The following is a 23254-nucleotide window of genomic DNA, read 5'->3' on the forward strand; positions in this document are numbered from 1 at the left end:
AGCGTATTAGAACCTATATGCGGGCCTGATCAGTCGGCCGCCGCAGCTTCCTCGGGCTCGGCCTTGGCGTGCTTTTCCTTCTTGGGCAGCGGCTGGATGTCGAGCTTGACCTCGGGCTTGTCGGCGTCGGCCAGGTCGATGTCCACCGTCAGGCGACCGCCGTCGGTCAGGCGACCGAACAGCAGCTCGTCGGCCAGCGCGCGCCGGATCATGTCCTGGATCAGGCGCTGCATCGGGCGCGCGCCCATCAGCGGATCGAAGCCCTTCTTGGCCAGGTGCTGGCGCAGCGCGTCGGTGAAGGTGACCTCGACCTTCTTCTCGGCGAGCTGGTGCTCGAGCTGGAGCAGGAACTTGTCGACCACGCGCAGGATGATCTGCTCGTCGAGCGGCTTGAAGCTGACGATGGCGTCGAGCCGGTTGCGGAACTCGGGCGTGAACAGGCGCTTGATGTCGGCCATCTCGTCGCCGGCCTGGCGCGGGTTGGTGAAGCCGATGGCGGACTTGTTCATGGTCTCGGCGCCCGCGTTGGTCGTCATGACGATGATGACGTTGCGGAAGTCGGCCTTGCGCCCGTTGTTGTCGGTCAGTGTGCCATGGTCCATCACCTGCAGCAGCACGTTGAAGATCGCCGGGTGCGCCTTCTCGATCTCGTCGAGCAGCAGCACGCAATGCGGCTTCTTGGTGATGGCCTCGGTCAGCAGGCCGCCCTGGTCGAAGCCGACATAGCCCGGAGGCGCGCCGATCAGGCGGCTGACCGCATGCTGCTCCATGTACTCGGACATGTCGAAGCGGATCAGCTCGATGCCCAGGATGTAGGCCAGCTGCTTGGCGGCCTCGGTCTTGCCGACGCCGGTCGGGCCCGAGAACAGGAAGCTGCCGATCGGCTTGTCGACCTTGCCCAGGCCGGCGCGCGACATCTTGACCGAGGAGGACAGTGCCTCGAGCGCCTTGTCCTGGCCGAACACGACCGACTTGAGGTCGCGCTCGAGCGTGGCAAGCTTGCCGCGGTCGTCGCTCGAGACGTTGGCCGGCGGGATGCGCGCGATCTTGGCGACGATCTCCTCGATCTCGCTCTTGCCGATGGTCTTCTTGCGCTTGGACGGCAGCATGATGCGCTGGGCGGCACCGGCCTCGTCGATCACGTCGATCGCCTTGTCGGGCAGGTGGCGGTCGCTGATGTACTTGGCGCTGAGCTCGGCAGCGGCCTGCAGCGCGGCGGCAGCGTACTTGACGTTGTGGTGCTCCTCGAAGCGCGACTTCAGGCCCTTGAGGATGTCGATCGTCTGCGCCACGGTGGGCTCGACCACGTCGACCTTCTGGAAGCGGCGACTCAAGGCGGCGTCCTTCTCGAAGATGCCGCGGTATTCGGTGAAGGTGGTGGCACCGATGCACTTGAGCGCGCCGCTCGAGAGCGCGGGCTTGAGCAGGTTGGACGCATCCAGCGTGCCGCCGGAGGCAGCGCCAGCGCCGATCAGGGTGTGGATCTCGTCGATGAACAGCACCGCGTTGGGCTTGTCCTTCAGCGTCTTGAGCACGCCCTTGAGGCGCTGCTCGAAGTCGCCGCGGTACTTGGTGCCGGCGAGCAAGGCGCCCATGTCGAGCGAATACACGACCGCCTCGGCCAGCACCTCGGGTACGTCCTTCTGCACGATGCGCCAGGCCAGGCCTTCGGCGATCGCGGTCTTGCCGACGCCGGCCTCGCCGACGAGCAGCGGGTTGTTCTTGCGCCGGCGGCACAGGATCTGGATCACGCGCTCGACCTCGAACTCGCGGCCGATCAGCGGATCGATCTTGCCGTCCTTGGCGGCCTGGTTCAGGTTGAGCGTGAACTGCTCGAGCGGGCTGGCCTTCTCGTTGCCCTTGGCCTCGGCGCCCTGCTCCTCGTTCTCGGCGGCGGAGCTGCTCTCGGCCGGCTTGGCGCCTTGCTCGGGGCTGTCGCTCTTCTTGATGCCGTGCGCGATGAAGTTGACGACATCGAGCCGGGTGACGCCCTGCTGGTGCAGGTAGTAGACCGCGTGCGAGTCCTTCTCGCCGAAGATCGCGACCAGCACGTTGGCGCCGGTGACTTCCTTCTTGCCGTTGCCGGTGGACTGGACATGCATGATGGCGCGCTGGATCACGCGCTGGAAGCCCAGCGTGGGCTGGGTGTCGACCTCCTCGGTGCCGGCGACCTGGGGCGTGTTGTCCTTGATGAAGGTGGTCAGGGCCTGGCGCAGGTCGTCGATGTTGGCCGCGCAGGCGCGCAGCACCTCGGCGGCGCTGGGGTTGTCGAGCAGGGCCAGCAGCAGGTGCTCGACCGTGATGAATTCGTGCCTTTGCTGCCTCGCCTCGACGAAGGCCATGTGCAAGCTGACTTCAAGTTCCTGGGCAATCATGTGGCACTTCCTTTAAACGTGTCTCTAATTTATCGCGTTTTGCAAGCGGATGCTGCGACACTTGGGGGCTTGACCCGGCTTATTCAACGGGTTCTGCCAGACATTGCAAGGGATGGCCGTGATGGCGCGCGGCCTGCAGCACCTGCTCGACCTTGGTGGTGGCCAGGTCATGGGTGAAGACCCCGCAGACGCCACGCCCCTCGAGGTGGATCTTGAGCATGATCTGGGTCGCGGTCTCGCGGTCCTTGTTGAAGTATTCCTGCAGCACCAGCACGACGAACTCCATCGGTGTGAAATCGTCGTTGAGCAGCACGACCTGGTACATCTTGGGCGGCTCGACGCGCTGGGTCTTGCGCTCGAGCACTACCGCGGCCCCGTCGGAGGGCACGGGCGGCTTGTGGTCGGGATTCTGGGGTGTGGTGGCCATGAAAATGATTCTAGCGGCAGCGTTGCACCTGTGTGACAGCAGCCTCGCTTGTCCTGTCCATGAGGGCGATTGACCGCATCGATCGCGGCACCGCAAAATCGGCGCATCCGCCGCTGTCCGCCTGCCATGAGATGATGAACCCGAATGTTTTTCCGACCCCGAAGCCGCGCTGCTGGGCCTGCCTGATCGGCGCGGCCGGGCTGGCGCTGCTGCTGCAGGGCTGCGGCACGACCCGACCGCCAGCATCGCAGGACAGGCCAGTGCTGCAGCGCTCGGAGCAGGCGGTCGAGCGCGGCCGCGACGTGGCGCTGTACGCGATGTCGCTGATCGACCAGCGTTACCGCTGGGGCGGACGCGGCCCGGACAGCGGCTTTGATTGCTCGGGCCTGGTGGTCCATGTGTTTCGCGAGGCGGCCGGGCTGGACCTGAGCGGCAACGCCGCTGCGCTGTCGCGCCTGTCGCGTCCGGTGCAGGCGGGCGCGCTGCAGGCCGGCGACCTGCTGTTCTTCAACACCCTGGGCCAGCCGAACTCGCATGTCGGGGTCTATGTGGGCCAGGGCAAGTTCGTGCATGCGGCCAACGAGCGCAGCGGCGTGCGCATGGACCGGCTGAGCGACCGCTACTACGCGGCCCGCTTCGAGGGTGCCAAGACCATGCTAGATTAGCCGCAATGATGACTCCTCGTATCGCCGATCGCGTCCTGGCCGTCTTGTCGCTGACCCTGCTCGGAGTGGGCTGCCTGTTCGTGCTCTGGCCCTTCCTGACTTCGCTGGCCTGGGCAGCGATCCTGGTCTCGAGCAGCTGGGGCGCCTTCTACCGGCTGGACCGGCTGCTGGGCGGGCGGCGTGCGCTCTCGGCAAGCCTGATGACCTTGCTGGTGACGCTGGTGGTGCTGATGCCGGTGGTCACGCTGTCGGTGGCGCTGTCGGACAACATCGCCGAGCTGGGCCGTTCGATCGGCGACCTGGTGCGCGAGGGCCTGCCCGATGCGCCGAGCTGGCTGGGCAAGTTGCCGCTGGTGGGCGGCGCGCTGCTGAATTACTGGTTGCAGTTCGCGCACAACGGCGACCGCCTGCTCGAGGAATTGACCAAGCTGGCCGAGCCGGCGCAGGACTTCGCGCTCGGCGCGGGCCGGATGGCCGGGCGCGGGGTGATCGATGTCGCGCTGTCGGTGTTCCTGGCCTTCTTCCTCTACCTGCACGGCGAGTCGCTGGCGCGCCGGGTGCAGTTCGCGCTCGAGCGGCTCAGCGGGGCGCGGGCGGTCTATCTGCTCGAGCTCACGCGCGGCACGGTCAGCGGCGTGATCTATGGCGTGCTGGGCACGGCGCTGGCACAAGGGGTGCTGGCCTCGATCGGGCTGGCAATTGCCGGCGTGCCGGGCGCGGTACTGCTGGGCGCGGCGACCTTCCTGCTGTCGGTGGTGCCGGTCGGGCCGCCGCTGGTGTGGGGCGGCGCCGCGTTCTGGCTGTTCCAGCAGGGCGACCCGATGTGGGCGGTGTTCATGGCAAGCTGGGGCTTCTTCGTCGTCAGCACGGTCGACAACTTCATCAAGCCCTTCATCATCAGCCGCGGCGCCAAGCTGCCGTTCGCGGTCGTCTTCCTGGGCGTGCTGGGCGGGGTGCTGGCCTTTGGCGTGATCGGTGCCTTCCTGGGGCCGGCGCTGCTGGCGGTGGGCTTCCGGCTGCTCAACGAGTGGAGCGCGAGCCAGGACTGAAGGATCGCCGCCCCGGCCGCTGGCCCGGCACGCGGCAGGTAATCGGGGCCGATCAGGCCGGCGGCAGGAAGCGGCTCGCGAATTCGGCCGCCGGCAGCGCGGGACTGAGCAGATAGCCCTGCCCGTGGGGACAGCCCATCTGCAGCAGCAGCTCGCGCTGGGCTTCGGTTTCTATGCCTTCGGCCAGCAGTCCGAGCCCGAGGCGGCGCACCAGCTGGCACAGGATCTCGACCAGCACGCGGTCGCTCTCGTACTGTTCCATGCCCTGGACGAAGCAGGCATCGATCTTGACGCCGCTGACGGGCAGCTGGCGCAGGCAGGACAAGCTGGCATAGCCGGTGCCGAAATCATCGATCAGCAGCGAGACCCCGAGCTCGCGGCACTGGCGCAGGCGCTCTTGCAGCTCGGGCGCGGGATGGGACCAGGCGGCCTCGGGCAGCTCGAGCTCGAGCCAGGCCGGGTTCAGCCCCGGCCGCTCGAGCAGTTGCTGCAGTTGCTCGAGCCAGTGCGGCTGCCGCAGGTCGGAGGCGCTCTGGTTGAGCGCGAGCTTCCAGTCCGCGGGCCAGCGGCCCTGGCCGGCCCAGGTTTCCAGCTGCTGCAAGGTGGTGCGCAGCACCCAGCTGTCGATGGTCGCCAGCAGCTGATGCTGCTCGGCCACGCGCAGGAAGTCGCAGCAGCACAGCAGGCCCAGGCGCGGGTGACGCCAGCGCAGCAGGGCCTCGGCACCGATGACGGCCATGTCGGAAAGCCGGAACTTGGGTTGCCAGTGCACCTCGAGCTGGCCCAGCTCGATCGCCGCGCGCAGTTCCTGGTGCTGGCTGAAGGTCTGGCGCATGTGCTGCCCGAGCTCGGGCGTGTAGGCCTGGAGCTGGTTGCGCCCGGCCCGCTTGGCGGCATACATGGCCTGGTCGGCATGGCGCAGCAAGGCCTCGGCGCTGTCGCCATCGTCGGGAAACATGACCAGCCCGACCGAGACCTGGGCCCGGTAGTCGGGCATGCCCTCGAGCGCGATCGGCTCGTTGAGCTGGCTGACCAGGCGCTCGGCCAGGTCGAGCGCATGGGAACGGCTGATATTGGGCAGCAGCATGACGAATTCGTCGCCGCCCAGGCGCGCGACCGTGTCCATGTCGCGCACGGCCTCGCGCAGGCGGCGCCCGATCACGATCAGCAGCTGGTCGCCGACGGCGTGGCCCAGGGTGTCGTTGACCTCCTTGAAATGGTCAAGATCGGCGAACAGCAGCGCGAAGGTCTGCTGTTCGCGCTGCGCCAGCAGCACCGACTGGTTGAGCCGGTCCTGGAACAACGCGCGGTTGGGCAGTCCGGTCAGGCTGTCGGTGGTGGCCAGGCGCAGGATCTCGTCGCTGGCGCGGCGCGACTCGGTCAGGTCGCCGATGATCGCCATATAGCCCTGGGCGCAGCCGTCGGCATCGGCCAGCGCGGTCAGGCTGAGCCGGACCAGGCGCTCGCTGGCATCGGCGGTACGCAGCCGCGCCTCGCCGCTCCAGCGGCCCTCACGGCCGAGGACGGCAAGGATGGTCGGCTCGAGCTCGCCCTCGCCCGCCCGGGCCGGCTGCAGCAGCTCGGCGAAGCGGCCCTGCCAGCTGTCGATAGAGAAGCCGGTCAGGCGCTCGAAGGCCGGGTTGACGCGGCGCAGCCGGCCCTGCGCGTCGGTCACGACGATGGCGTCGTTGCTGTTGAGGAAGACGGTCTCGCTCATCAGCGGGTCGCGCGGCAGCTCCAGGCTGGGCGGGGCCTGGCGCTCAAGCAGCTGCAGCAGCACGCCTGGGCCGCGATGGGCGCCGCTGCGGCCCGGGTCGAAGCGCCGGACCAGGGCATCGAGAGGCAAGCGGCCATGGCCGGGTCCCTCGAGCCAGAGCTCGTCGAGCCGGACCGGGACTGGCGGACCGGTCTCGGACAGGGCGCCACGCAAGCGCACGCGGTCCTTGGGCGACAGCAGGCTGAGCAGCTGCCAGGGGTCTGGCGGCAGATCGACCCTGGGATCGATGCCGGCGAGCAAGGCCCGCGCCTGGGCGTTGGCCAGCAGCGTGCGGCCGCTGTCGTCGAGCAGCCAGCTCGGCACCGGCTGGAGCTCGAACAGCTGGCGGAAATCAGCACGATGACGCATGGGCTGGCCTGGGTGACAACAAGACAAGGATCTTTCTGGTTTTCAGCCATGCTATATGACTTCGATGTCCTGTAACAGGGGGTAAATCTCCCATGGCCTCGGTAGCAGACGAAAGGGGGCAAATGGCCCAGCGTTTACGATCGGCGCTGCCGGCAGCGTTTCGCCGGCCTTGCGCCGCCCGTCCGACATGAACCCTTTGCCCCAGATCGCAGCCGCCTTGCGCGGCCTCTACTCCCGCTTCGCGCCAGCCTGCCAGGGCTGGTGGGCGGCTGCTGTCCGCTTGGCGCGGCGGCTGGGCTGGCGTGGCGCCTTGCTGGCGCTGGCCGCGCTGCCAGCGCTGCTGCTGCTCTACGCCCTGCTGCTGATCCCGTTCACGCCGGCGATCAGCGACATCCGCAAGGCCGCGACCGAGCAGCCGGCGCAGATCATGAGCGCCGACGGCAGAAAGCTGACCGAGTTCAAGCGCTCGAACCGGGTCTGGGTCGAGCTCAAGGACGTCGCGCCGCATGTGATCGACGCGCTGATCGCGACCGAGGACCACCGGTTTCGCGAGCATTTCGGGCTCGACTGGCGGCGCACGGCGTCGTCGGCGCTGCATACCCTGGGCGGCGACCGCCAGGGCGGCTCGACGCTGACGCAGCAGCTCGCGCGCAACCTGTATCCGGAGGAGATCGGCCGCGCGCCGACGCTGACGCGCAAGCTCAAGGAGGCGATCACGGCGCTCAAGATCGAGGCGGTGTACTCGAAGGACGAGATCCTGGAGACCTACCTCAACACCGTGCCCTTCCTCTACAACGCCTACGGCATCGAGATGGCGGCGCGGACCTATTTCGACCGCTCGGCCGACGGGCTCGACCTGCTGCAGGGCGCGACGCTGGTCGGCATGCTCAAGGGCAACAGCTACTACAACCCGGTGCTCAACCCCGAGCGGGCGCTGCAGCGGCGCAACACCGTGCTGGCGCAGATGGTCAAGCGCGGCAAGCTGAGCCCGGAGCGGTACGCCGCGCTCAAGCAAAGGCCGCTGCGGCTGGAGTTCGAGCGCCAGAGCGAGTCGCTCGGGCCGGCGCCGCATTTCGCGCAGCAGCTGCGGCGCTGGCTGATCGGCTGGGCCGACCGCCGGGGCTACAACCTGTACGCCGATGGGCTGGTGGTGCACACGACGCTGGACGCGCGGCTGCAGGCGGCGGCCAACCAGGCGGTGGCGCGCCAGGGCACGCGGCTGCAGTCGGTGGCGGACGCAGCCTGGCGCCGCGGCTGGAACGTGCAGGACCCGACGGTGCGCGAGATCCTGCGCGCCACGCCCGACTACCAGGCCGCGCGCGCGCAAGGGCTGGACGAGGCGCAGGCACTGAAGAAACTGCAGGCCGACTGGCCCCTGATGGAGCGGCTGCGCGAGCAGAAGACCCGGGTGCAAGCCGGCCTGCTGGCGCTCGACCCCAGGAACGGCCATGTGCTGGCCTGGGTCGGCAGCCGCGGCTACGAGCAGGACGCCTTCGACCATGTGCAGCAGGCCAGGCGCCAGCCCGGCTCGACCTTCAAGCCCTTTGTCTATGGCGAGGCGCTGCGCTCCGGGCTCAGCCCGGACGACAGACGGCCGGACCGCGAGGTCGAGATCGACGTCGGCCACGGCGAGATCTGGCGCCCGCGCGACGGCGGCCCGCCGAGCGGGCGCGAGCTGAGCCTGCGCGAGGCCCTGGCCTACTCGAAGAACACCATCACGGCCGAGCTGATGCAGGAGGTCGGCCCGGCCAAGGTGGCCAAGCTCGCGCGCGCGATGGGGGTGCGCCAGAGCAAGCTGGAAGCCGTGCCTTCGCTCGCGCTCGGGACCAGCCCGGTCACCTTGAAGGAGATGGTGAGCGCCTACGGCACCATCGCCAATGGCGGCGACTATGTCGAGCCGGTCATGATCACCCGGATCGAGGACCGCGACGGCAAGCTGCTGGAGGCATTCGAGCCGGCTACCCCGGAGGCCGTGCTGAAACCACGCACCGCCTGGGAGCTGTACGACCTGATGCGCGGCGTGGTCGACCGCGGCACCGGACGCGCGATCCGCAGCCAGTACGGCATCCGCGCCGATGTGGCGGGCAAGACCGGCACCACCCAGGACTATGCCGACGGCTGGTTCATCCTGATGCACCCGCAGCTGGTCGCGGGGGCCTGGGTCGGCTTCAACGACAGCCGCATCACGCTGCGCAGCGAGCACTGGGGCCAGGGCGCGCACAGCGCGCTGCCCATGGTCGGCGAGCTGACCTCGCGGGCGCTGCGCGCGCGCATCGCCGACCCGCGCGCGCGCTTCGAGGAGCCCGACAGCGGCAACTGGCTGGGCCGGCTCTGGCGCGGCGCGACCGACTGGCTGCAAGGCCAGTGGGGCGGGATCTGGAAGGAGCTGGGCGCGCTGTGGGACGAGTGGCTGGGAGGGGGTCGCAAGCCGGCCCGGACGCCGTCGAGCGAAGTGCCGGTGCGCGACGCCCTGCCCGAGCCGGTGCCGGAGCTGCCGCCGGCCGAGGAAGTCATCCTGCCGCCGGAGTCGGCCCAGCCGGACCCGCTGCAAGAGAAGATCGACCAGATCCTGTCGAACGAACCGGCAGCGGCGCCAGCCTCGCCTTGAGGTTCAGCCGCGCGGCGGCATGTTCAGGCCGCGCTGGACCGCCGGGCGCTGCAGCCAGGCCGACAGCACGCGCTGGACCTGGGCAAAGCGCGGGTAGTCGACCAGCTCGCCGGCACCGTAATGCTCGACCAGGTTGCGCACCCAGGGCAGGATCGCGATGTCGGCAATCGTGTACTGGTCGCCCATGATCCAGTCGCGGCCCTGGAGCCGCTGGTCGAGCACGCCGAGCAGGCGCGCCGATTCGGCGACATAGCGGTCGCGCGGGCGCTTGTCCTCGAAATCCTTGCCACCGTACAGGTGAAAGAAGCCGACCTGGCCGAACATCGGGCCGATGCCGCCCATCTGGAACATCAGCCATTGCAGGGTCTCGAAGCGAGCAGCCGGGTCCTGCGGCAGGAAGCGGCCGCTCTTCTCGGCCAGGTAGATCAGGATCGCGCCCGACTCCCACAGCGCCAGCGGCTGGCCGCCGGGACCGCTCGGGTCCAGGATGGCCGGAATCTTGTTGTTCGGGTTCAGCGACAGGAACTCGGGCGAGAACTGGTCGCGGGTCTCGAAGCTGACCCGATGGGCCTCGTAGGGCAGGCCGAGCTCCTCGAGCAGGATCGAGACCTTGACGCCGTTGGGCGTGGGCAGCGAGTAGAGCTGGAGCCAGTCGGGATGGCGAGCCGGCCATTTGCGGGTGATGGGGAAGGCGCTGAGGTCGTTCATGAGCACATCGTACACAGCTGGCCGCCTTGCTACAGCGGCCGGGCTCCAAGACCATGACTCAGGCGCGAAAACCCGTCAGCGCTGGATCTTGGGTCCTGCCGGCGGCGACCAGCCATGGCGCGGCCGCAGCTCGTCGTCGAATTTCTCGTGCGCGATCTGCGAATGCTCGATCTGCGCCCGCTGGTGCGGCTTGAAGCGGCCGCGCAGGTCGTAGTTTTCCGGGTTCTCGTCGGAAACATCGTCGATGTCGTCTGACCAGTCTTGCATACGGCCTCCCTGGACGCCGGGTCCTGTCCGCAGCGGACATGACCGAGCCCGGCTGGGGCAATGGTAGTGCCTGCCAGGCGATCGCGCTAGAGCGCCAGCCGCTCGCCGTAGCCGGTCAGTTCGAGATAGCCCAGGCCCAGGCGCGGCCCGCCGTCGGCGGGCTTGAGCTCGCTCAGGCCCTCCCAGTAGACGGCGCCGGTGCTGCGGCGGCTGTCGAGTTCCTGCGCGTCGAGCAGCGCCGCGACCGCGAAGCGGCCGGCCGGGGTCGCGATCCGCCATTCGACCGGATAGCGGGTGCCGGTGCTCGGGCTGGTCCAGTGGCGGCCGGGCTCGAACCGCACCTCGCCGGGCTGGAAGATGCGCGTGACCTGGCGGCCAGTCGGCCCGGGTGCTGGACGGTAGGAGCCGCCGGCCCAGAGCGCTGAGCCGTCAGCGCGGCGCAGCTGGAAGGCGGTCAGGCTGGCACCATCATCGAGGTTCATGCCTATCCAGTCCCAGCCGACGGCATCGGGGTGCAGCAGCGCCTCGCTCCACTCGTGGTCGAGCCAGGCCAGGCCCCCGACCGGCAGGCTGCGCCCGGCGCGCTGCAGCTGTCCGCTCACGCGCAGCTGCGGCTGGCTGTAGTAGTGACTGGCCTGCTCAGGACTCGGGCCCTTGCGCGACCAGCCGCGGTCGCCCTGCAGCAGCAGCGGCTGGGTCGGCGCGGCGTCGAGCGCCAGCGCGAAATCGCGCGCGCGGACCTGGGTCCGGTAGGCGCCAGCACCAAGGCCGACACCGGGCTGGCGCTGCAAGCTCCAGCCACGCAGCCGCACGTCGGTGTCGCTGGCAGCCGCATGGGGTGGCATGACCAGATTGGCCGGGATTCCCGCATCACCCGGCAGGGCCGGATTCGCCTGCGGCCCGGCGGGCCATTGCGTGGGCTCGCCGTTCCAGCGCACCAGGGCCTGGTCGTGCCAGTGCGCCTGCGCGGCGACATCGGTCAGCGCGGCATGGGCGAACAGCAGCTGGCGCGCCGCCAGCCGGCTGCGCAGACCCTGCGCCGGATCGACCCGGGAGCGGAAGAAGGTGACCTGGAAGCCATACAAGCGCTGCGCCTCGTCGCGCAGCCAGCCGGTCAGGTACCACCATTCGGTGCGCGTGCCGTTGTGGCTGCCGTGGTCGGCCGGAAAGACCAGCGGCCGGGGCTTGAGCAGCCGGCCGGCATCGGCCTCTGCAGCCTGAGCGGCCTGAGCGGCCCGAACTGCCGGAGCGGCTTGGGCGGCTTGGGCAGCCCGGGAGGACTGCGCCGCCAGCGCGGGCAGCGCGGGCAAGGCCCCGGTGCCGGACAGGGCCAGGCCCTGCAGCAGCAGGCGGCGACGCAGGCGATCGAAGGGAGGGTTCATGGTGGTTCAGCTGTCCTGCTTGACGGCCAGCACCGCCTGCTGACTGGCGGCGAGCCGGCCGCTGAGCCAGGCGGTCAGGGTGCCGGCGGCGACGACCGAGAGCGCGAGCACCAGCAGCCGGGCCCAGGGCAGGTGCAGCTCCATGGTCCAGTGGAAGCTCTGCGGATTGACCACATGCACCAGCACCACGCTGACGGCCAGCCCGAGCAGCAGGCCGGCCGCCGCGCCGAGCAGGGTCCAGAGCGCGCCCTCGGCCGCGACCAGGCCCAGCAACTGGCGCCTGGACAGGCCGATATGCTGCAGCAGGCCGAACTCGCGCCGGCGCGCCAGCACCTGGGCGCTGAAGCTGGCCGAGACCCCCATCAGGCCCATGCCGATGGCGACCGCCTGCAGCCAGTAGGTGACGGCGAAGCTGCGGTCGAAGATGCCGAGCGAGATGGCGCGGATGTCCTGCGCCGAACTCAGCTCGTAGAGGCCGCCGCTGGCCCGCTCGAGGCGCTGGCGCAGGTTGGCCGGCGCATCGGGCTCGAGATGGATCGCGAGGTCGTTGACCGAATGGTCATCGGTGAGGCGCGCATAATCCTGCGCGTCGATCACCAGGCTGCCCTGCTGGCGCGCATAGTCGCGCCAGATGCCGCTGACGACAAAGCGGATACCGGTCGGCCCGAGGCCCGGCAATTCGAGCTCGCGCCCGAGGCGGGCGCCGTGCAACTCGGCCATCGCCTCGCTCGCGAAGACCGCGATGCGCGGCGCCTCGGTGGCAGCAGCGGCCGAACTGTCGCTGGCTGCGGCAGCCAGATCGGACGCTGTCGCCTGGGCCGGCCAGGGCAGCGTCTGGCCGACCAGCGGCAGCGGCACGGCAGCACCAGACGAGATGCCAGACGACATTCCAGCCGAGATGCCGGCCGAGATGCCGGCCGATGCACTGGCCGAATCCTGGGCTGGATCCTTGACTGGATGGCCTGCGGCACGCAGCGGGCGCGCGATCAGCGTGATCGGCGGGCGGCGCGGGTCCAGCGTCAGCGTGCGCAGGCGCAGGCCCTCGACCCGTTTCACGCCGGGCATGGCAGCGACATTGGCGACGAACTCGGGCGTGAGCCGCGCGGTCTCGGCACCGCCGGCGGCCGGGGCCGCGCGCAGGTAAAGCTCGGCCGGCAGCACGCCGTCGAGCCAGCGCATGACCGACTCGCGGAAGCTGCCGACCATCACGGTCAGCGCGACCGACAGGGCCAGGCTGGCGACAACCGCGCTGGTCGCGATCGAGGCGCTGTGCGGAAAACGCCGCGCTCGCTCGAGCGCAAGCAGCGCCAGCGGCCGGTTCTGGACCCAGGGCGCGAGCCGGCCCAGGCCCAGCCGGACCAGCACCGGCAAGCTCAGGATGCCGCCCAGCAGGCCGCAGGCCACCGCGACATAGGCCGCCAGTGGCAGGCCATCGATAGGCGGCAGCCAGCACAGGCCGAAGGCCAGCAGCAGCAGGGCCGGGCCGGACCAGGCCGCGAGCCCGGCTGGACCATCGGGCTGCATGGCCCAGCCCTTGAGCGCCTGTGCCGGTGCCAGGCCGCGCACCGCGAGCGCCGGCCACCAGCCGCCGAGCCAGGCGGCGCCGATGCCGAGCAGGCAGTAGCCGGCGGCAGCCAGCGGATCCCAGTCCAGGCTGGGCGCGATGGCATCGAAATAGCCGCCGCCCAGGTCACCGCCGAGCAGCCGCAGTGCGGCCCAGGCCAGCGCCGTGCCCAGCGCCACCCCGAGCAGGCTGCCAACGGCCCCCAGCAGCACCGATTCGGCCCAGACCAGGTATTGGCGCTGGCGCGCATCGAGCCCGAGCACGCCGAGCAGCGCGAAGGCCGGCAGGCGCTGGGTCACGCTCAGGCTCAATACCGAGAACACCAGGAAGGCGCCAGTGAACAGCGCGACCAGGGCCAGCACCGTCAGGTTGACCCGGTAGGCGCGCGAGAGCTGGCCGAGCCGGGCCCCGCCGTCGCCGGGCTTGTGCAGCAGCAGCTCGCCGCCATCGAGCGACTGGGTCCCAGCCGAGGCCTTGCTGGCCTGGGCAGCCTGGCGCAGCGCGGCCAGCAGCAGCTCGGGCTTGGCGCCGGGCTCGAGGCGCAGGTCGATGCGGCTGATGAAGCCGGCGTTGCCGCTAAGGTCCTGCAAGGCCGCCACGTCCATCGCGAGCAGCGCCGCCCCGCCCTGCGCGACCCGGCCCGCCAGGCGCAGCCGCTGGCGCTGCAGGCCGACCTGGACCAGGATCGCATTGGCCTCGGGATTGGCCTGGTCCGGAGCCTGCCGGGCCGGGTCGGACGCCGCAGCGGGGTCTTCCGCGGCGCGGCTGGCGCCATCACTGCGGGCCGCATCATGGATGACGCGCCAGGCCGCCGGATTGGCAAACACGGTATCGGCAGCGAAAATGGCCAGCCGGTCGACGCCGGCGTCGGGCTGCAGCGCCAGCGCCGGCTGGATCGCCGGCATGCTGAGTCCGTCCAGCCCCCACAGGCGCACGGACTGGCGCTGGCCCAGGGCATCGAGCAGCTGGGTCTGCAGCTCGAGCACCGGGCTGGCTTCGCGCACGCCGGGCTGGGCGCGCGCGAGATCGAGCCAGCGCTCGTCGAGCCGTCCCGCCAGGCCACGCAGCTGGGCGTCGGGCTCGCCGCTGGCGCTCTGGGCCGCGGCCGAGAACTCGGACAGCGCCGAGGCGTTGATCAATTGCACCGACAGCGCCAGCCCGACCCCGAGCATGACCGCCAGCACCGCCATCGCATGGCGCCAGGGGTGCAGGCGCAGCTCCTGCCAGGAAAAGGTCTTGAGCAGGGTCCAATAGGTGGACAAGCGCATCCCTTCAATCCTCCACCATGCCGTCGGGCGTCAGGCGCAGCAGCCGGTCGGCCTGACCAGCTGCCGCCTGCGAGTGCGTCACCAGCACCAGCGCTGCGCCCTGCTCCCGGGTCTGGGCCTGCAGCAGTTCCATGACCTGGGCCGCGGTGCGCGGGTCGAGGTTGCCGGTCGGTTCGTCGGCCAGGATCAGCTCGGGGCGGTGCACCAGCGCGCGCGCGATGGCGACCCGCTGCAGCTGCCCGCCCGAGAGCGTCTGCGGCAGCCGCGGCCCGAGCCCGCCCAGGCCGACGGCAGCCAGCATGGCCTGCACCCGCTCGGGCGCTGACTGGCCGAGCAGCAGCAGCGGCAGGCCGACGTTCTGCTCCACGCTCAGGTGCGGCAGCACATGGAAGGCCTGGAACACGAAGCCCAGGTGGGCGCGGCGCCAGGCGGCGGACTGCGGCTCGCTCAAGGCCGCCCAGTCCCTGCCGAGCAGGCGGACCTGGCCGCTATCGACCCGGTCCAGCCCGGCCAGGCAGTTGAGCAGGGTCGACTTGCCGACCCCCGACTCGCCGACGATGGCGACGAACTCACCGGCCCGCACTTGCAGGTCGACGCCCGCGAACACCGGGGTCTGCTGGTAACGCTTGCCCAGGCCGGTGGCCTGCAGGCAGGGCTGGGGCTGGACATCGGGCCGGGCTTGAGTCGCGGCGGTGGAATCGGGGGCAGCGGTGGTAGCGACAGGCATGGGGCCAGTGTAGCCACGGCGCCCGGCCCCGGAGCCATGCGGGCTTTGCGCCAGCGGCGGCCTGGAGCCAGGGGCTGGATTCGGCCGTCGATCAGCCGTCGATGCGGCCCCGGCCCGCCTTGACCTCGGCGCGCCTGGCCTTGCCCTGCAGCCGGCGCTGCTGCGAGCCGTAGGTCGGCCGCGTCGGCCGGCGGGTCTTGGGCGCCTCGGCCACCGAGTTGACCAGTTCCTGTAGGCGGCGCAGGGCATCCTCGCGGTTGGCCTCCTGGGTGCGGAAGGACTGGGCCTTGATGACCAGCACGCCCGCGTCGCTGATGCGCCGGTCGGACAAGGCCAGCAGGCGGGCCCGCACCGCCTCGGGCAGGGAGGACGCCGCGATGTCGAAACGCAGCTGGATCGCGCTCGAGACCTTGTTGACGTTCTGTCCGCCCGGACCCTGGGCCCGGATGGCATGGAATTCGAGCTCGGACGGATCAACGCTCAAGGCAGGATGGGCCGGGTTCATTGGGGGGGTTGCCGCCAGGCAGGCGCTGGGTGCGGGGAAATCGCCGCTGGGCAAGCTGTCATCAAGGTCTCACAATCAAGGGATACAAGCAGTTGTCATTCATCAACCCAGGAGCAAGACCGCATGTTGACCACCGAACAAATCATTGCCGCCCAGCAGGCCCAGCTCAAGGCGCTGCACGAGCTGTCGACCCATTATCTGTCGAGCGTCAAGCAATTGACGGCACTGAACCTCCGGCTGTCCCAGGACACGCTGAATGACCAGACCCAGCAGGCCCAGGCCAGCCTGAACGCCAAGGACGGCCAGGAGCTGCTGCAGCTGCACGGCAACAGCCTGCAGCCCCATGTCGACCGGATCGCCACCTACACCCGCCACCTGATGGACATCGTCAGTCACTGGGGCGCGGGCGTTGCGCAGGTGTTCCAGGCCCAGCAGGAGCAGGTGCGCGAGTCGCTGGCGCTGCCTGGCGACAAGGCGGAAAGCAAGGCCGGCAAGGGCAGCAAGTAAGCGCGCCGCCGGCGTGACATGGCGCGCCGGCCAGGACGCAAAAAAGCCCGGCTGGACCGGGCTTTTGGCTGCGCTCTGCAAGCGCCTTGTAGGGATGGGGTGGCTGATGGGACTCGAACCCACGACAACAGGAATCACAATCCTGGACTCTACCAACTGAGCTACAGCCACCACGGCTGACAATCTATCGATGAAAAAAGCCCGAAGGACCGGGCTTTTTCGTTTCGCTTCACAAAGCGCCCCAGTAGTATCTTGCGACTGACTTGCTGGGAATCGCGTTTGCGAATGCCGGGAATTCTTGGGGTGGCTGATGGGACTCGAACCCACGACAACAGGAATCACAATCCTGGACTCTACCAACTGAGCTACAGCCACCGTCTGTCGAAGCCGCTATTCTATACAGAAAAACCGGCCCTATCAGGACTTGATCAGGATTTTTACCTTGTAGTGCTTCTTGAGCGCCTCGAGATAGGCCTGGGCCTCGGCCTGGGCCCACATCTGGGCCAGCTGCTGGCGGCCCTGCTCGGCCTGCGGGGCAGGCAGGGTCTCGGGCGCGAGCACCTGGTTGACGCGCGCCACCGCATAGCCCTGGGGGCCCAGATCGACGCCGGCCCAGCCGGGCTGGCCCTTGGCGACAGGGGCCGACAGCAGGGCCGAGACCAGCGGCTGCGGCAGGCCCTGGGCCTGCTGGCGCGAGACCACGATGGCCGCCGGCAGGCTGGCGGCAGCGCCGCCCTTCCAGGCCTCGAGCTTGGCCTTGCCGTCGGCCTGGGCCAGCTCGAGCGCGCGCTGCTGGACCAGGGCCTGGCGTACCTGGGCGCTGACCTCGGCCAGCGGACGGGTCGCGGCCGGGCGGTGCTGCAGCACGCGGGCGGCCACCAGCTGGTTGGGGCCGACCTCGACCGCCTCGGTGTTGCGCTTGGAGCGCAGCGCGTCGTCGGCAAACACCGCCTGCAGCAGCTTAGGGTTGGCCAGCAGGGCATCGGCACCAGCGGCGGTCGGGCCGCTGCGCTGCAAGCCGGCCTGGGTCTTGATGCTCAGGCCCAGCTTGTCGGCGGCGGGCTTCAAGCTGTCGGCCTGCTCGTAGACCAGGTTGCCGAACTGCTCGGCGGCTTCGACATAGGCCTTGAGCGACTGCTGCTGCTTGAGTTCGCGTTCGAGCTCGGCACGCAGCGACTCGAAGCTGGGCTTGGCCGGCTGGCGGATGTCGGTCAACTGGATGATGTGGAAGCCGAACTCGGACTCGACCAGGTCCGAGATCTGGCCCTTGGCAAGCGCGAAGGCCGCGTCCTCGAAGGGCTTGACCATGCTGCCGCGCGAGAAGAACTCGAGGTCGCCGCCCTTGGCGGCCGAGCCCGGGTCCTGCGAGCGGGCCTTGGCCAGTTCGGCAAAGCGCGCCGGCTTCTGCTTGAGCTCGGCCAGCAGGGCCTGCGCCTGCTCCTTGACCTTGGCCTTGTCGGCAGCAGCGGCATCGGGCGCGACGGTCAGCAGGATATGGCTGGCGCGGCGCTGCTCGTCCTTGGCCAGCTGGGCGAGCTTTTGCTCGTAGCGGGCGCGCAGGTCGGCATCGGACACCGTGAGGCGGCGCGCGACGGCGTCGAGGTCGAGCACCAGGTACTCGATGTCGGCCTGCTCGGGCGTCTGGAAACGGGCCAGGTTGGCCTGGTAGTAGGACTCGACATCGGCGTCGCCGACCTGGACCTTGGCGACGAAGTCGGCCGGAACGAAGCGGGCGATCTGGACTTCGCGCCGCTCGAACCAGGCCGCCAGCGCGGGCTGGGCCAAGGCGGCCGGCAACAGCGAGCTCGCGCTGATGCCCGCCAGCACCTGGCGCTGCGCGAGGTCCTGGCGCAGCGAGTTCTCGTACTGTTCGGGTGTCATGCCCTGGGCGCGCAGGGCCTCGTTGTAGCGCTGCAGGTCGAGCTGGCCGTCGGGCTTGCGCAAGGACGCGATCGCCGGGTCCTGCGACAGCTCGCGCACCAGGCGCTGGTCGGAGGTGACGACATGCTGGTCCTTGGCCGCCAGCGCCAGCACGCGCTGGCCGATCAGGCGATCCAGCGTGAGGCGGCGCGCGGCGTCGGACTCGAGCTGGGCCCGATCCAGGCCGGGCATGCTGGCCAGGCGCTGCTCGACCTCGCTGCGGTGCGCGTTGTCGAGTTCCTGGCGCGTGATGGCCTTGCCGGCGACCTCGGCCACCTTGTCGGCACCGCCGCTGCGGTCATAACCCTGTACGCCGAACAGCACGAAGCCGATCACGAGCGGAATGAACAGCAAACCCATGAAAAGCTTCATGTGCTTGCGGAAAAAATCGAACATAGCCGGTACCAGTCAGAACAAAAAAGTCGAGCCGAAAGAGTTTACTTGAGATCGATGTCAGACCCCCGGCAGCGGCCGGGGACGCGGCACGGTGCGAGAATCGCCGCTCGACATCCCTGATGGCGGCCAGGCTGGCCGCCGCGCTCGAAGACTGGAAACCGATGCTGCGCGACTTGCTGCTCAAAGACTTTGGCCTGGACCTGCCCATCGCGGGCGGCTCCGGCCGCAATGCCGAAGACCCGATCGTCATCGCCACCGATTCGCTCTACCTTGCGGTCGAGGCGCAGGACAGCATCGCTGCCTGCCTGTTCGGCGGCCAGCAATGGCGGCTGGTGGCCAAGCAGGCCGACCCGGTACGGCCGGCGGTCGAATGCTGCCACTACGAGATCCGCTTCATCGACGGCGACAAGCTGGTGGCCGAGCCGCGCCAGCTCTACTTCGACACCCGCAGCCTCAAGCTGGCGCCCGGGCGCAGCACCCCGGCCTGCGGCTTTGGCCTGGGCGAGCGCTTCGGCTTCGGGCTGCCGGCCCAGTTCGGCTGGCTGCATTTCTTGCGCATGGGCCCACTCGACCAGCCGGCCGGCGGCCTGCGGCTGGATTACGCGGCGCGCCAGACCGAGGTCAGCCTGACGCTCTACCCGGCGCCCGACCGGACGCCGACCGAGACCGGCCTGCAAGTCGAACTGGAACAGGCGCTGGCCGATCTGCGGACCGAGTTCCCTGGCCTGCAACCCGCGAGCGAGAACAAGGGCGCCAACCTGCGCTACCTGAGCTTCGATGCCGGGCAACGCTTCTCGGCGCTGGCGCTGACGAGCTACCAGGGCCATTACTGCCGCATCCGGCTGACGCTGGCGGAGTCGGCAATCGGCCAGGACTTCCAGTGCCTGATGGATTCGCTGTCGGCCATGCTGAGCCACTTCAACCCCAAGCGCTGAGCGAGTGCGCCCTCTTTAGTCGTTTTTGTAATTTTCAAGTGATTTTTTATTAGTTCTTGTTTGCTGGGTTTGCTTCGATGATCGGTCCCATCACCACCCGATCGCAAGGAAACCCCTCATGCAAGCACGCCGTCACTGGATCAAACACAAGCTGGCCGTCGCCGCCCTGCTGGCGACCGGCCTGGTCCCGGCCTGGGCCCAGAACAAGGTCGAACTGCTCAACGTCTCGTACGACCCGACGCGCGAGCTCTACGTCGAGTTCAACGCCGCCTTCGCCAAGCACTGGAAGGCCAAGACCGGCCAGGAAGTCACGATCAAGCAGTCGCATGGCGGCTCGGGCAAGCAGGCGCGCGGCATCATCGACGGGCTCGATGCCGATGTCGCGACGCTGGCGCTGGCCGGCGACACCGATGCGCTGCACAACAACGGCAAGCTGATCCCGAAGGACTGGCAAAAGCGCCTGCCGCACAACAGCTCGCCCTACACCTCGACCATCATCCTGGTGGTGCGCGAGGGCAACCCCAAGGGCATCAAGGACTGGGATGACCTGACCCGGCCGGGCATCAAGGTCATCACGCCGAACCCCAAGACCTCGGGCGGCGCGCGCTGGAACTACCTGGCGGCCTGGGAGTTCGCCAAGCGCAAGTACGGCGGCGAGGCGCAGGCGCGCGACTTCGTCAAGAAGCTGTACGAGAACGTGCCGGTGCTCGACACCGGCGCGCGCGGCTCGTCGATCACCTTTGCCCAGCGCAACCAGGGCGATGTCTTCATCTCGTGGGAGAACGAGGCCTACCTGCTCGAGAAGGAGTTCGGCACCAAGTTCGACATCGTCTACCCGTCTCTCAGCATCCTGGCCGAGCCGGCCGTGACCGTGGTCGACAAGACCGTCGACAGGAAGGGCACGCGCCAGGTGGCACAGGCCTATCTGGAATACCTCTACAGCGACGAGGGCCAGGACATCGCGGGCAAGAACTTCTACCGCCCGATCTCGGTCAAGGCGCAGGCCAAGTACGCCAAGCAGTTCCCCAAGCTCAACCTGTTCAGCATCGACCAGGCCTTCGGCGGCTGGAGCCAGGCGACCCAGGCGCATTTCGCCGACGGCGCGAGCTTCGACCAGATCTACACCAAGAAGTGAGCGCCGTACGCGCTGACACACCAATCCTTCCTTCACATCCCTCATCTTTTCAGGAGAAAACCATGTCCATCCAAGCCATCAACGTCCGCAACCAGTTCAAGGGCAAGGTCAAGGAGATCATCCGCGGCGATGTCGTGTCGGAAATCGATGTCGAGACGCCCTGGGGCATCGTGACCTCGGTCATCACCAGCCGCTCGGTCGATGCGCTCGACCTGAAGATCGGCTCCGAGGTGGTCGCGCTGGTCAAGTCGACCGAAGTCTCGCTGGCCAAGCTGTAATGAATTTCCAGCAACTGCGCTCGGTGCGCGAGGCAGTGCGCTGCGGCTTCAACCTGACCGAGGTCGCCGCCGCGCTGCACACCTCGCAGCCCGGCGTCAGCCGCCAGGTGCGCGAGCTCGAGGAGGAACTGGGCGTCGAGTTGTTCGAACGCGCGGGCAAGCGCCTGCTGGGACTGACCTCGGCCGGCAAGGCCCTGCTGCCGATCGTCGAGCGGGTGCTGCTCGACGCCGACAGCCTGCGCCGGGCCGGCCAGGAACTGCAGGGCCGCGAGGAGGGCCGGCTGTCGATCGCGGCCACCCACTCGCAGGCGCGCTATGCGCTGCCGCATGTGGTGAGGGATTTCCGCCAGCGCTGGCCGCGCGTGAGCCTGCACCTGCACCAGGGCAGCCCGAAGCAGGTGGCCGAGATGCTGCTGTCGGGCGAGGCCGACATCGGCATCGCGACCGAGGCGCTGGCGAGCTACGACCAGCTCGTCACCCTGCCCTGCTACCGCTGGAGCCACAGCATCGTGCTGCCGCCGGGCCATCCCCTGCTCGCGCTCGGACGGGAAATCACGCTGCAGGATCTGGCTGCCCACCCGATCATTACCTACGAGCTGGGCTACACCGGCCGCTCGCACATCGATGCGGCCTTCGCCTCGGCCGGACTGCAGCCCGACGTGGTGCTGACCGCGATGGACGCCGACGTGATCAAGACCTATGTCGAGCTCGAGATGGGGGTGGGCATCGTCGCCTCGATCGCGATCGACGAGGAGCGCGACCGGCACCTGCACGCAATCGATGCCGGCCATCTGTTCCAGATCAATGTCACGCGGCTCGGCATGCGGCGCAATCTCTGGCTGCCGGGTTTCGCCTTCGGTTTCATCGAGACCTTCGTGCCGACGCTGACGCGCGACGAGGTGCTCAAGGCGTTCGGGAATCCCTGATCACGGCCTGGCCTCGGCATGACGCCGCTGGCTTGGGCAAGCCACTGCCGTGATTTGCAGTGGGAAAATCGTCCTCCATCATGAGTTCGCGACCCATCAGCACATCCATTCCCGAGCCGAGCTTCACCGCCCCGGTCACCGTCAGTTTCTGGCAGGCCTTCCTGTTCTGGCTCAAGCTCGGCTTCATCAGCTTCGGTGGCCCGGCCGGGCAGATCGCGCTGATGCACCAGGAACTGGTCGAGCGCCGGCGCTGGATCTCGGACCGGCGCTTCCTGCATGCGCTCAACTACTGCATGCTGCTGCCCGGCCCCGAGGCACAGCAGCTCGCGACCTATATCGGCTGGCTGATGCACCGCAGCTGGGGCGGCATCGTGGCGGGCGCGCTGTTCGTGCTGCCGTCGCTGCTGCTGCTGATCGGCCTGTCCTGGATCTATGTCGCCTTCGGCGAGCTGCCGCTGGTCGCCGGCCTGTTCTACGGCATCAAGCCAGCCGTCACCGCGATCGTGTTCCAGGCCGCGCACCGCATCGGATCGCGTGCGCTGAAGAACAGCAGCTTGCTCGCGATCGCCGCGGCGGCCTTCTGCGCCATCTTCGCCTTCGGGCTGCCGTTCCCACTCATCGTCGCCGCGGCTGCCCTGATCGGCTATCTGGGCGGCCGCATGGCGCCGGATTCCTTCCAGCTCGGCGGCGGTCACGGCAAGGCGGGCAAGTCCTTCGGCCCCGCGCTGATCGACGACGACACGCCCACGCCCGAGCATGCGCGCTTCGGCTGGGGCCGGCTGGCCAGGGTACTGGGCGCGGGCGGCCTGCTGTGGCTGCTGCCGATGGGATGGCTGAGCGCCCGCTACGGCTGGGACCATGCGTGGACGCAGATGAGCTGGTTCTTCACCAAGGCGGCGCTGCTGACCTTCGGTGGCGCCTACGCGGTGCTGCCCTATGTGTTCCAGGGCGCCGTCGATCACTACGGCTGGCTGACGCCGGCGCAGATGATGGACGGGCTGGCGCTGGGCGAGACCACGCCGGGGCCGCTGATCATGGTGGTGGCGTTCGTCGGCTTCGTCGGCGGCTACGTCAAGGCCCTGCTGGGCCCCGACAGCCTGTTCCTGGCGGGCGCGGTCGCTGCGACGCTGGTGAGCTGGTTCACCTTCCTGCCGTCGTTCGTCTTCATCCTGGCTGGCGGGCCGTTCATCGAGTCCACGCACAACGACCTCAAGTTCACCGCGCCGCTGACGGCGATCACCGCCGCGGTGGTCGGGGTGATCCTCAACCTGGCGCTGTTCTTCGGCTATCACGTGCTGTGGCCACATGGCTTTGACGCCAGTTTCGACTGGGTGTCGGCGCTGATCGCGCTGGGCGCTGCCATCGCCTTGTTCCGCTTCAAGCTCAACGTGATCCATGTGATCGCTGGCTGTGCGGTCATCGGTTTCGCTGTCAGGGCGCTGCCCTGAACTGACGCGCGACGAGGTGCTGAAGGCCTTCGACGCTTG

19 protein-coding genes and 2 tRNA genes are annotated in these 23254 nt (G+C 68.9%); 9 read left to right on the forward strand and 12 right to left on the reverse strand.

The features are described 5' to 3' along the window. Nucleotides 1-29: 29 nt before the first annotated feature. Together clpA and clpS are read right to left on the reverse strand one after the other, a co-directional pair. Nucleotides 30-2375: an ATP-dependent Clp protease ATP-binding subunit ClpA gene (gene clpA, locus C6P64_RS06150; RefSeq protein WP_105747716.1), complete on the reverse strand. Its 2346-nt coding sequence runs from the start codon at nucleotides 2373-2375 to the stop codon at nucleotides 30-32. A 79-nt stretch (nucleotides 2376-2454) separates the two neighbouring features. Further along, nucleotides 2455-2802, reverse strand: coding sequence for an ATP-dependent Clp protease adapter ClpS (clpS, locus tag C6P64_RS06155; protein ID WP_105747717.1), 348 nt, complete (start codon nucleotides 2800-2802; stop codon nucleotides 2455-2457). A gap of 59 nt (nucleotides 2803-2861) precedes the next feature. Here clpS and C6P64_RS06160 point away from each other — a divergent pair, with 59 nt between their 5' ends. Both C6P64_RS06160 and C6P64_RS06165 read left to right on the forward strand, forming a co-directional pair. Beyond that, nucleotides 2862-3467, forward strand: a complete 606-nt coding sequence (locus C6P64_RS06160) for a C40 family peptidase (RefSeq protein ID WP_245911643.1) — start codon at nucleotides 2862-2864, stop codon at nucleotides 3465-3467. A 5-nt stretch (nucleotides 3468-3472) separates the two neighbouring features. Continuing rightward, nucleotides 3473-4516: an AI-2E family transporter gene (locus tag C6P64_RS06165; RefSeq protein WP_211296803.1), complete on the forward strand. Its 1044-nt coding sequence runs from the start codon at nucleotides 3473-3475 to the stop codon at nucleotides 4514-4516. Nucleotides 4517-4568: 52 nt separating this feature from the next. Here the strand turns inward: C6P64_RS06165 and C6P64_RS06170 are convergent, their stop codons facing one another. Next, a complete protein-coding gene (locus C6P64_RS06170) occupies nucleotides 4569-6641 on the reverse strand; it encodes a putative bifunctional diguanylate cyclase/phosphodiesterase (RefSeq protein WP_105747718.1) in 2073 nt (690 codons plus the stop codon). A gap of 187 nt (nucleotides 6642-6828) precedes the next feature. Here C6P64_RS06170 and C6P64_RS06175 point away from each other — a divergent pair, with 187 nt between their 5' ends. Beyond that, nucleotides 6829-9249 (forward strand): penicillin-binding protein 1A, encoded by a 2421-nt coding sequence (locus C6P64_RS06175; RefSeq protein ID WP_105747719.1) that lies wholly within the window; start codon nucleotides 6829-6831, stop codon nucleotides 9247-9249. A gap of 3 nt (nucleotides 9250-9252) precedes the next feature. On the opposite strand, the gene C6P64_RS06180 is transcribed toward C6P64_RS06175, so the two are convergent. The 6 genes from C6P64_RS06180 to arfB all read right to left on the reverse strand — a co-directional run bounded on the left by C6P64_RS06180 (nucleotide 9253) and on the right by arfB (nucleotide 15670). After that, entirely contained in the window at nucleotides 9253-9957 is a 705-nt protein-coding gene (locus C6P64_RS06180) for a glutathione S-transferase N-terminal domain-containing protein (RefSeq protein WP_105747720.1), read from the reverse strand. A 75-nt stretch (nucleotides 9958-10032) separates the two neighbouring features. Continuing rightward, nucleotides 10033-10224 carry a hypothetical protein gene (locus tag C6P64_RS06185; RefSeq protein ID WP_105747721.1) on the reverse strand — a complete coding sequence of 64 codons (192 nt, stop codon included), beginning with the start codon at nucleotides 10222-10224 and terminating at the stop codon, nucleotides 10033-10035. A gap of 86 nt (nucleotides 10225-10310) precedes the next feature. Then, complete coding sequence (locus tag C6P64_RS06190) at nucleotides 10311-11606, reverse strand: lipocalin-like domain-containing protein (RefSeq protein WP_105747722.1); 1296 nt, start codon at nucleotides 11604-11606, stop codon at nucleotides 10311-10313. A gap of 6 nt (nucleotides 11607-11612) precedes the next feature. Next, the gene (locus C6P64_RS06195) at nucleotides 11613-14438 is read right to left on the reverse strand and encodes an FtsX-like permease family protein (protein ID WP_105747723.1); all 2826 of its coding nucleotides are present in this window, start codon (nucleotides 14436-14438) and stop codon (nucleotides 11613-11615) included. A 4-nt stretch (nucleotides 14439-14442) separates the two neighbouring features. Continuing rightward, nucleotides 14443-15165, reverse strand: a complete 723-nt coding sequence (locus C6P64_RS06200) for an ABC transporter ATP-binding protein (RefSeq protein ID WP_105747724.1) — start codon at nucleotides 15163-15165, stop codon at nucleotides 14443-14445. A 91-nt stretch (nucleotides 15166-15256) separates the two neighbouring features. Next, the gene (gene arfB / locus C6P64_RS06205) at nucleotides 15257-15670 is read right to left on the reverse strand and encodes an alternative ribosome rescue aminoacyl-tRNA hydrolase ArfB (protein WP_105747725.1); all 414 of its coding nucleotides are present in this window, start codon (nucleotides 15668-15670) and stop codon (nucleotides 15257-15259) included. Nucleotides 15671-15793: 123 nt separating this feature from the next. Between arfB and C6P64_RS06210 the strand changes: the two genes are divergently transcribed. Then, on the forward strand, nucleotides 15794-16177 hold the full coding sequence (locus C6P64_RS06210) for a phasin family protein (RefSeq protein ID WP_170073054.1): 384 nt from the start codon (nucleotides 15794-15796) through the stop codon (nucleotides 16175-16177). A 95-nt stretch (nucleotides 16178-16272) separates the two neighbouring features. Here the strand turns inward: C6P64_RS06210 and C6P64_RS06215 are convergent. From C6P64_RS06215 to C6P64_RS06225, 3 genes are all read right to left on the reverse strand, one after another. After that, a tRNA-His gene (locus C6P64_RS06215) sits at nucleotides 16273-16348 on the reverse strand. A gap of 128 nt (nucleotides 16349-16476) precedes the next feature. Beyond that, nucleotides 16477-16552: transfer RNA gene (locus tag C6P64_RS06220), tRNA-His, on the reverse strand. Nucleotides 16553-16594: 42 nt separating this feature from the next. Beyond that, nucleotides 16595-18493, reverse strand: coding sequence for a SurA N-terminal domain-containing protein (locus C6P64_RS06225; RefSeq protein WP_105747726.1), 1899 nt, complete (start codon nucleotides 18491-18493; stop codon nucleotides 16595-16597). A 119-nt stretch (nucleotides 18494-18612) separates the two neighbouring features. On the opposite strand from C6P64_RS06225, the gene C6P64_RS06230 reads away from it, so the two are divergent. The 5 genes from C6P64_RS06230 (at nucleotide 18613) to chrA (ending at nucleotide 23215) form a co-directional block, all read left to right on the forward strand. Continuing rightward, nucleotides 18613-19428, forward strand: coding sequence for a hypothetical protein (locus C6P64_RS06230; protein ID WP_105747727.1), 816 nt, complete (start codon nucleotides 18613-18615; stop codon nucleotides 19426-19428). A 118-nt stretch (nucleotides 19429-19546) separates the two neighbouring features. Then, complete coding sequence (locus C6P64_RS06235) at nucleotides 19547-20563, forward strand: sulfate ABC transporter substrate-binding protein (RefSeq protein ID WP_105747728.1); 1017 nt, start codon at nucleotides 19547-19549, stop codon at nucleotides 20561-20563. Between the two features lie 62 nt (nucleotides 20564-20625). Beyond that, nucleotides 20626-20841: a TOBE domain-containing protein gene (locus C6P64_RS06240; protein ID WP_105747729.1), complete on the forward strand. Its 216-nt coding sequence runs from the start codon at nucleotides 20626-20628 to the stop codon at nucleotides 20839-20841. Next, nucleotides 20841-21767: a CysB family HTH-type transcriptional regulator gene (locus tag C6P64_RS06245; RefSeq protein ID WP_105747730.1), complete on the forward strand. Its 927-nt coding sequence runs from the start codon at nucleotides 20841-20843 to the stop codon at nucleotides 21765-21767. The genes C6P64_RS06240 and C6P64_RS06245 overlap by 1 nt, the downstream gene beginning before the upstream one ends. Before the next feature lie 80 nt (nucleotides 21768-21847). Continuing rightward, complete coding sequence (chrA, locus tag C6P64_RS06250; RefSeq protein WP_105747731.1) at nucleotides 21848-23215, forward strand: chromate efflux transporter; 1368 nt, start codon at nucleotides 21848-21850, stop codon at nucleotides 23213-23215. Nucleotides 23216-23254: the final 39 nt, after the last annotated feature.

It is taken from the genome of Malikia granosa, from assembly GCF_002980595.1.
In the GTDB taxonomy this organism is placed as follows: domain Bacteria; phylum Pseudomonadota; class Gammaproteobacteria; order Burkholderiales; family Burkholderiaceae_C; genus Malikia; species Malikia granosa.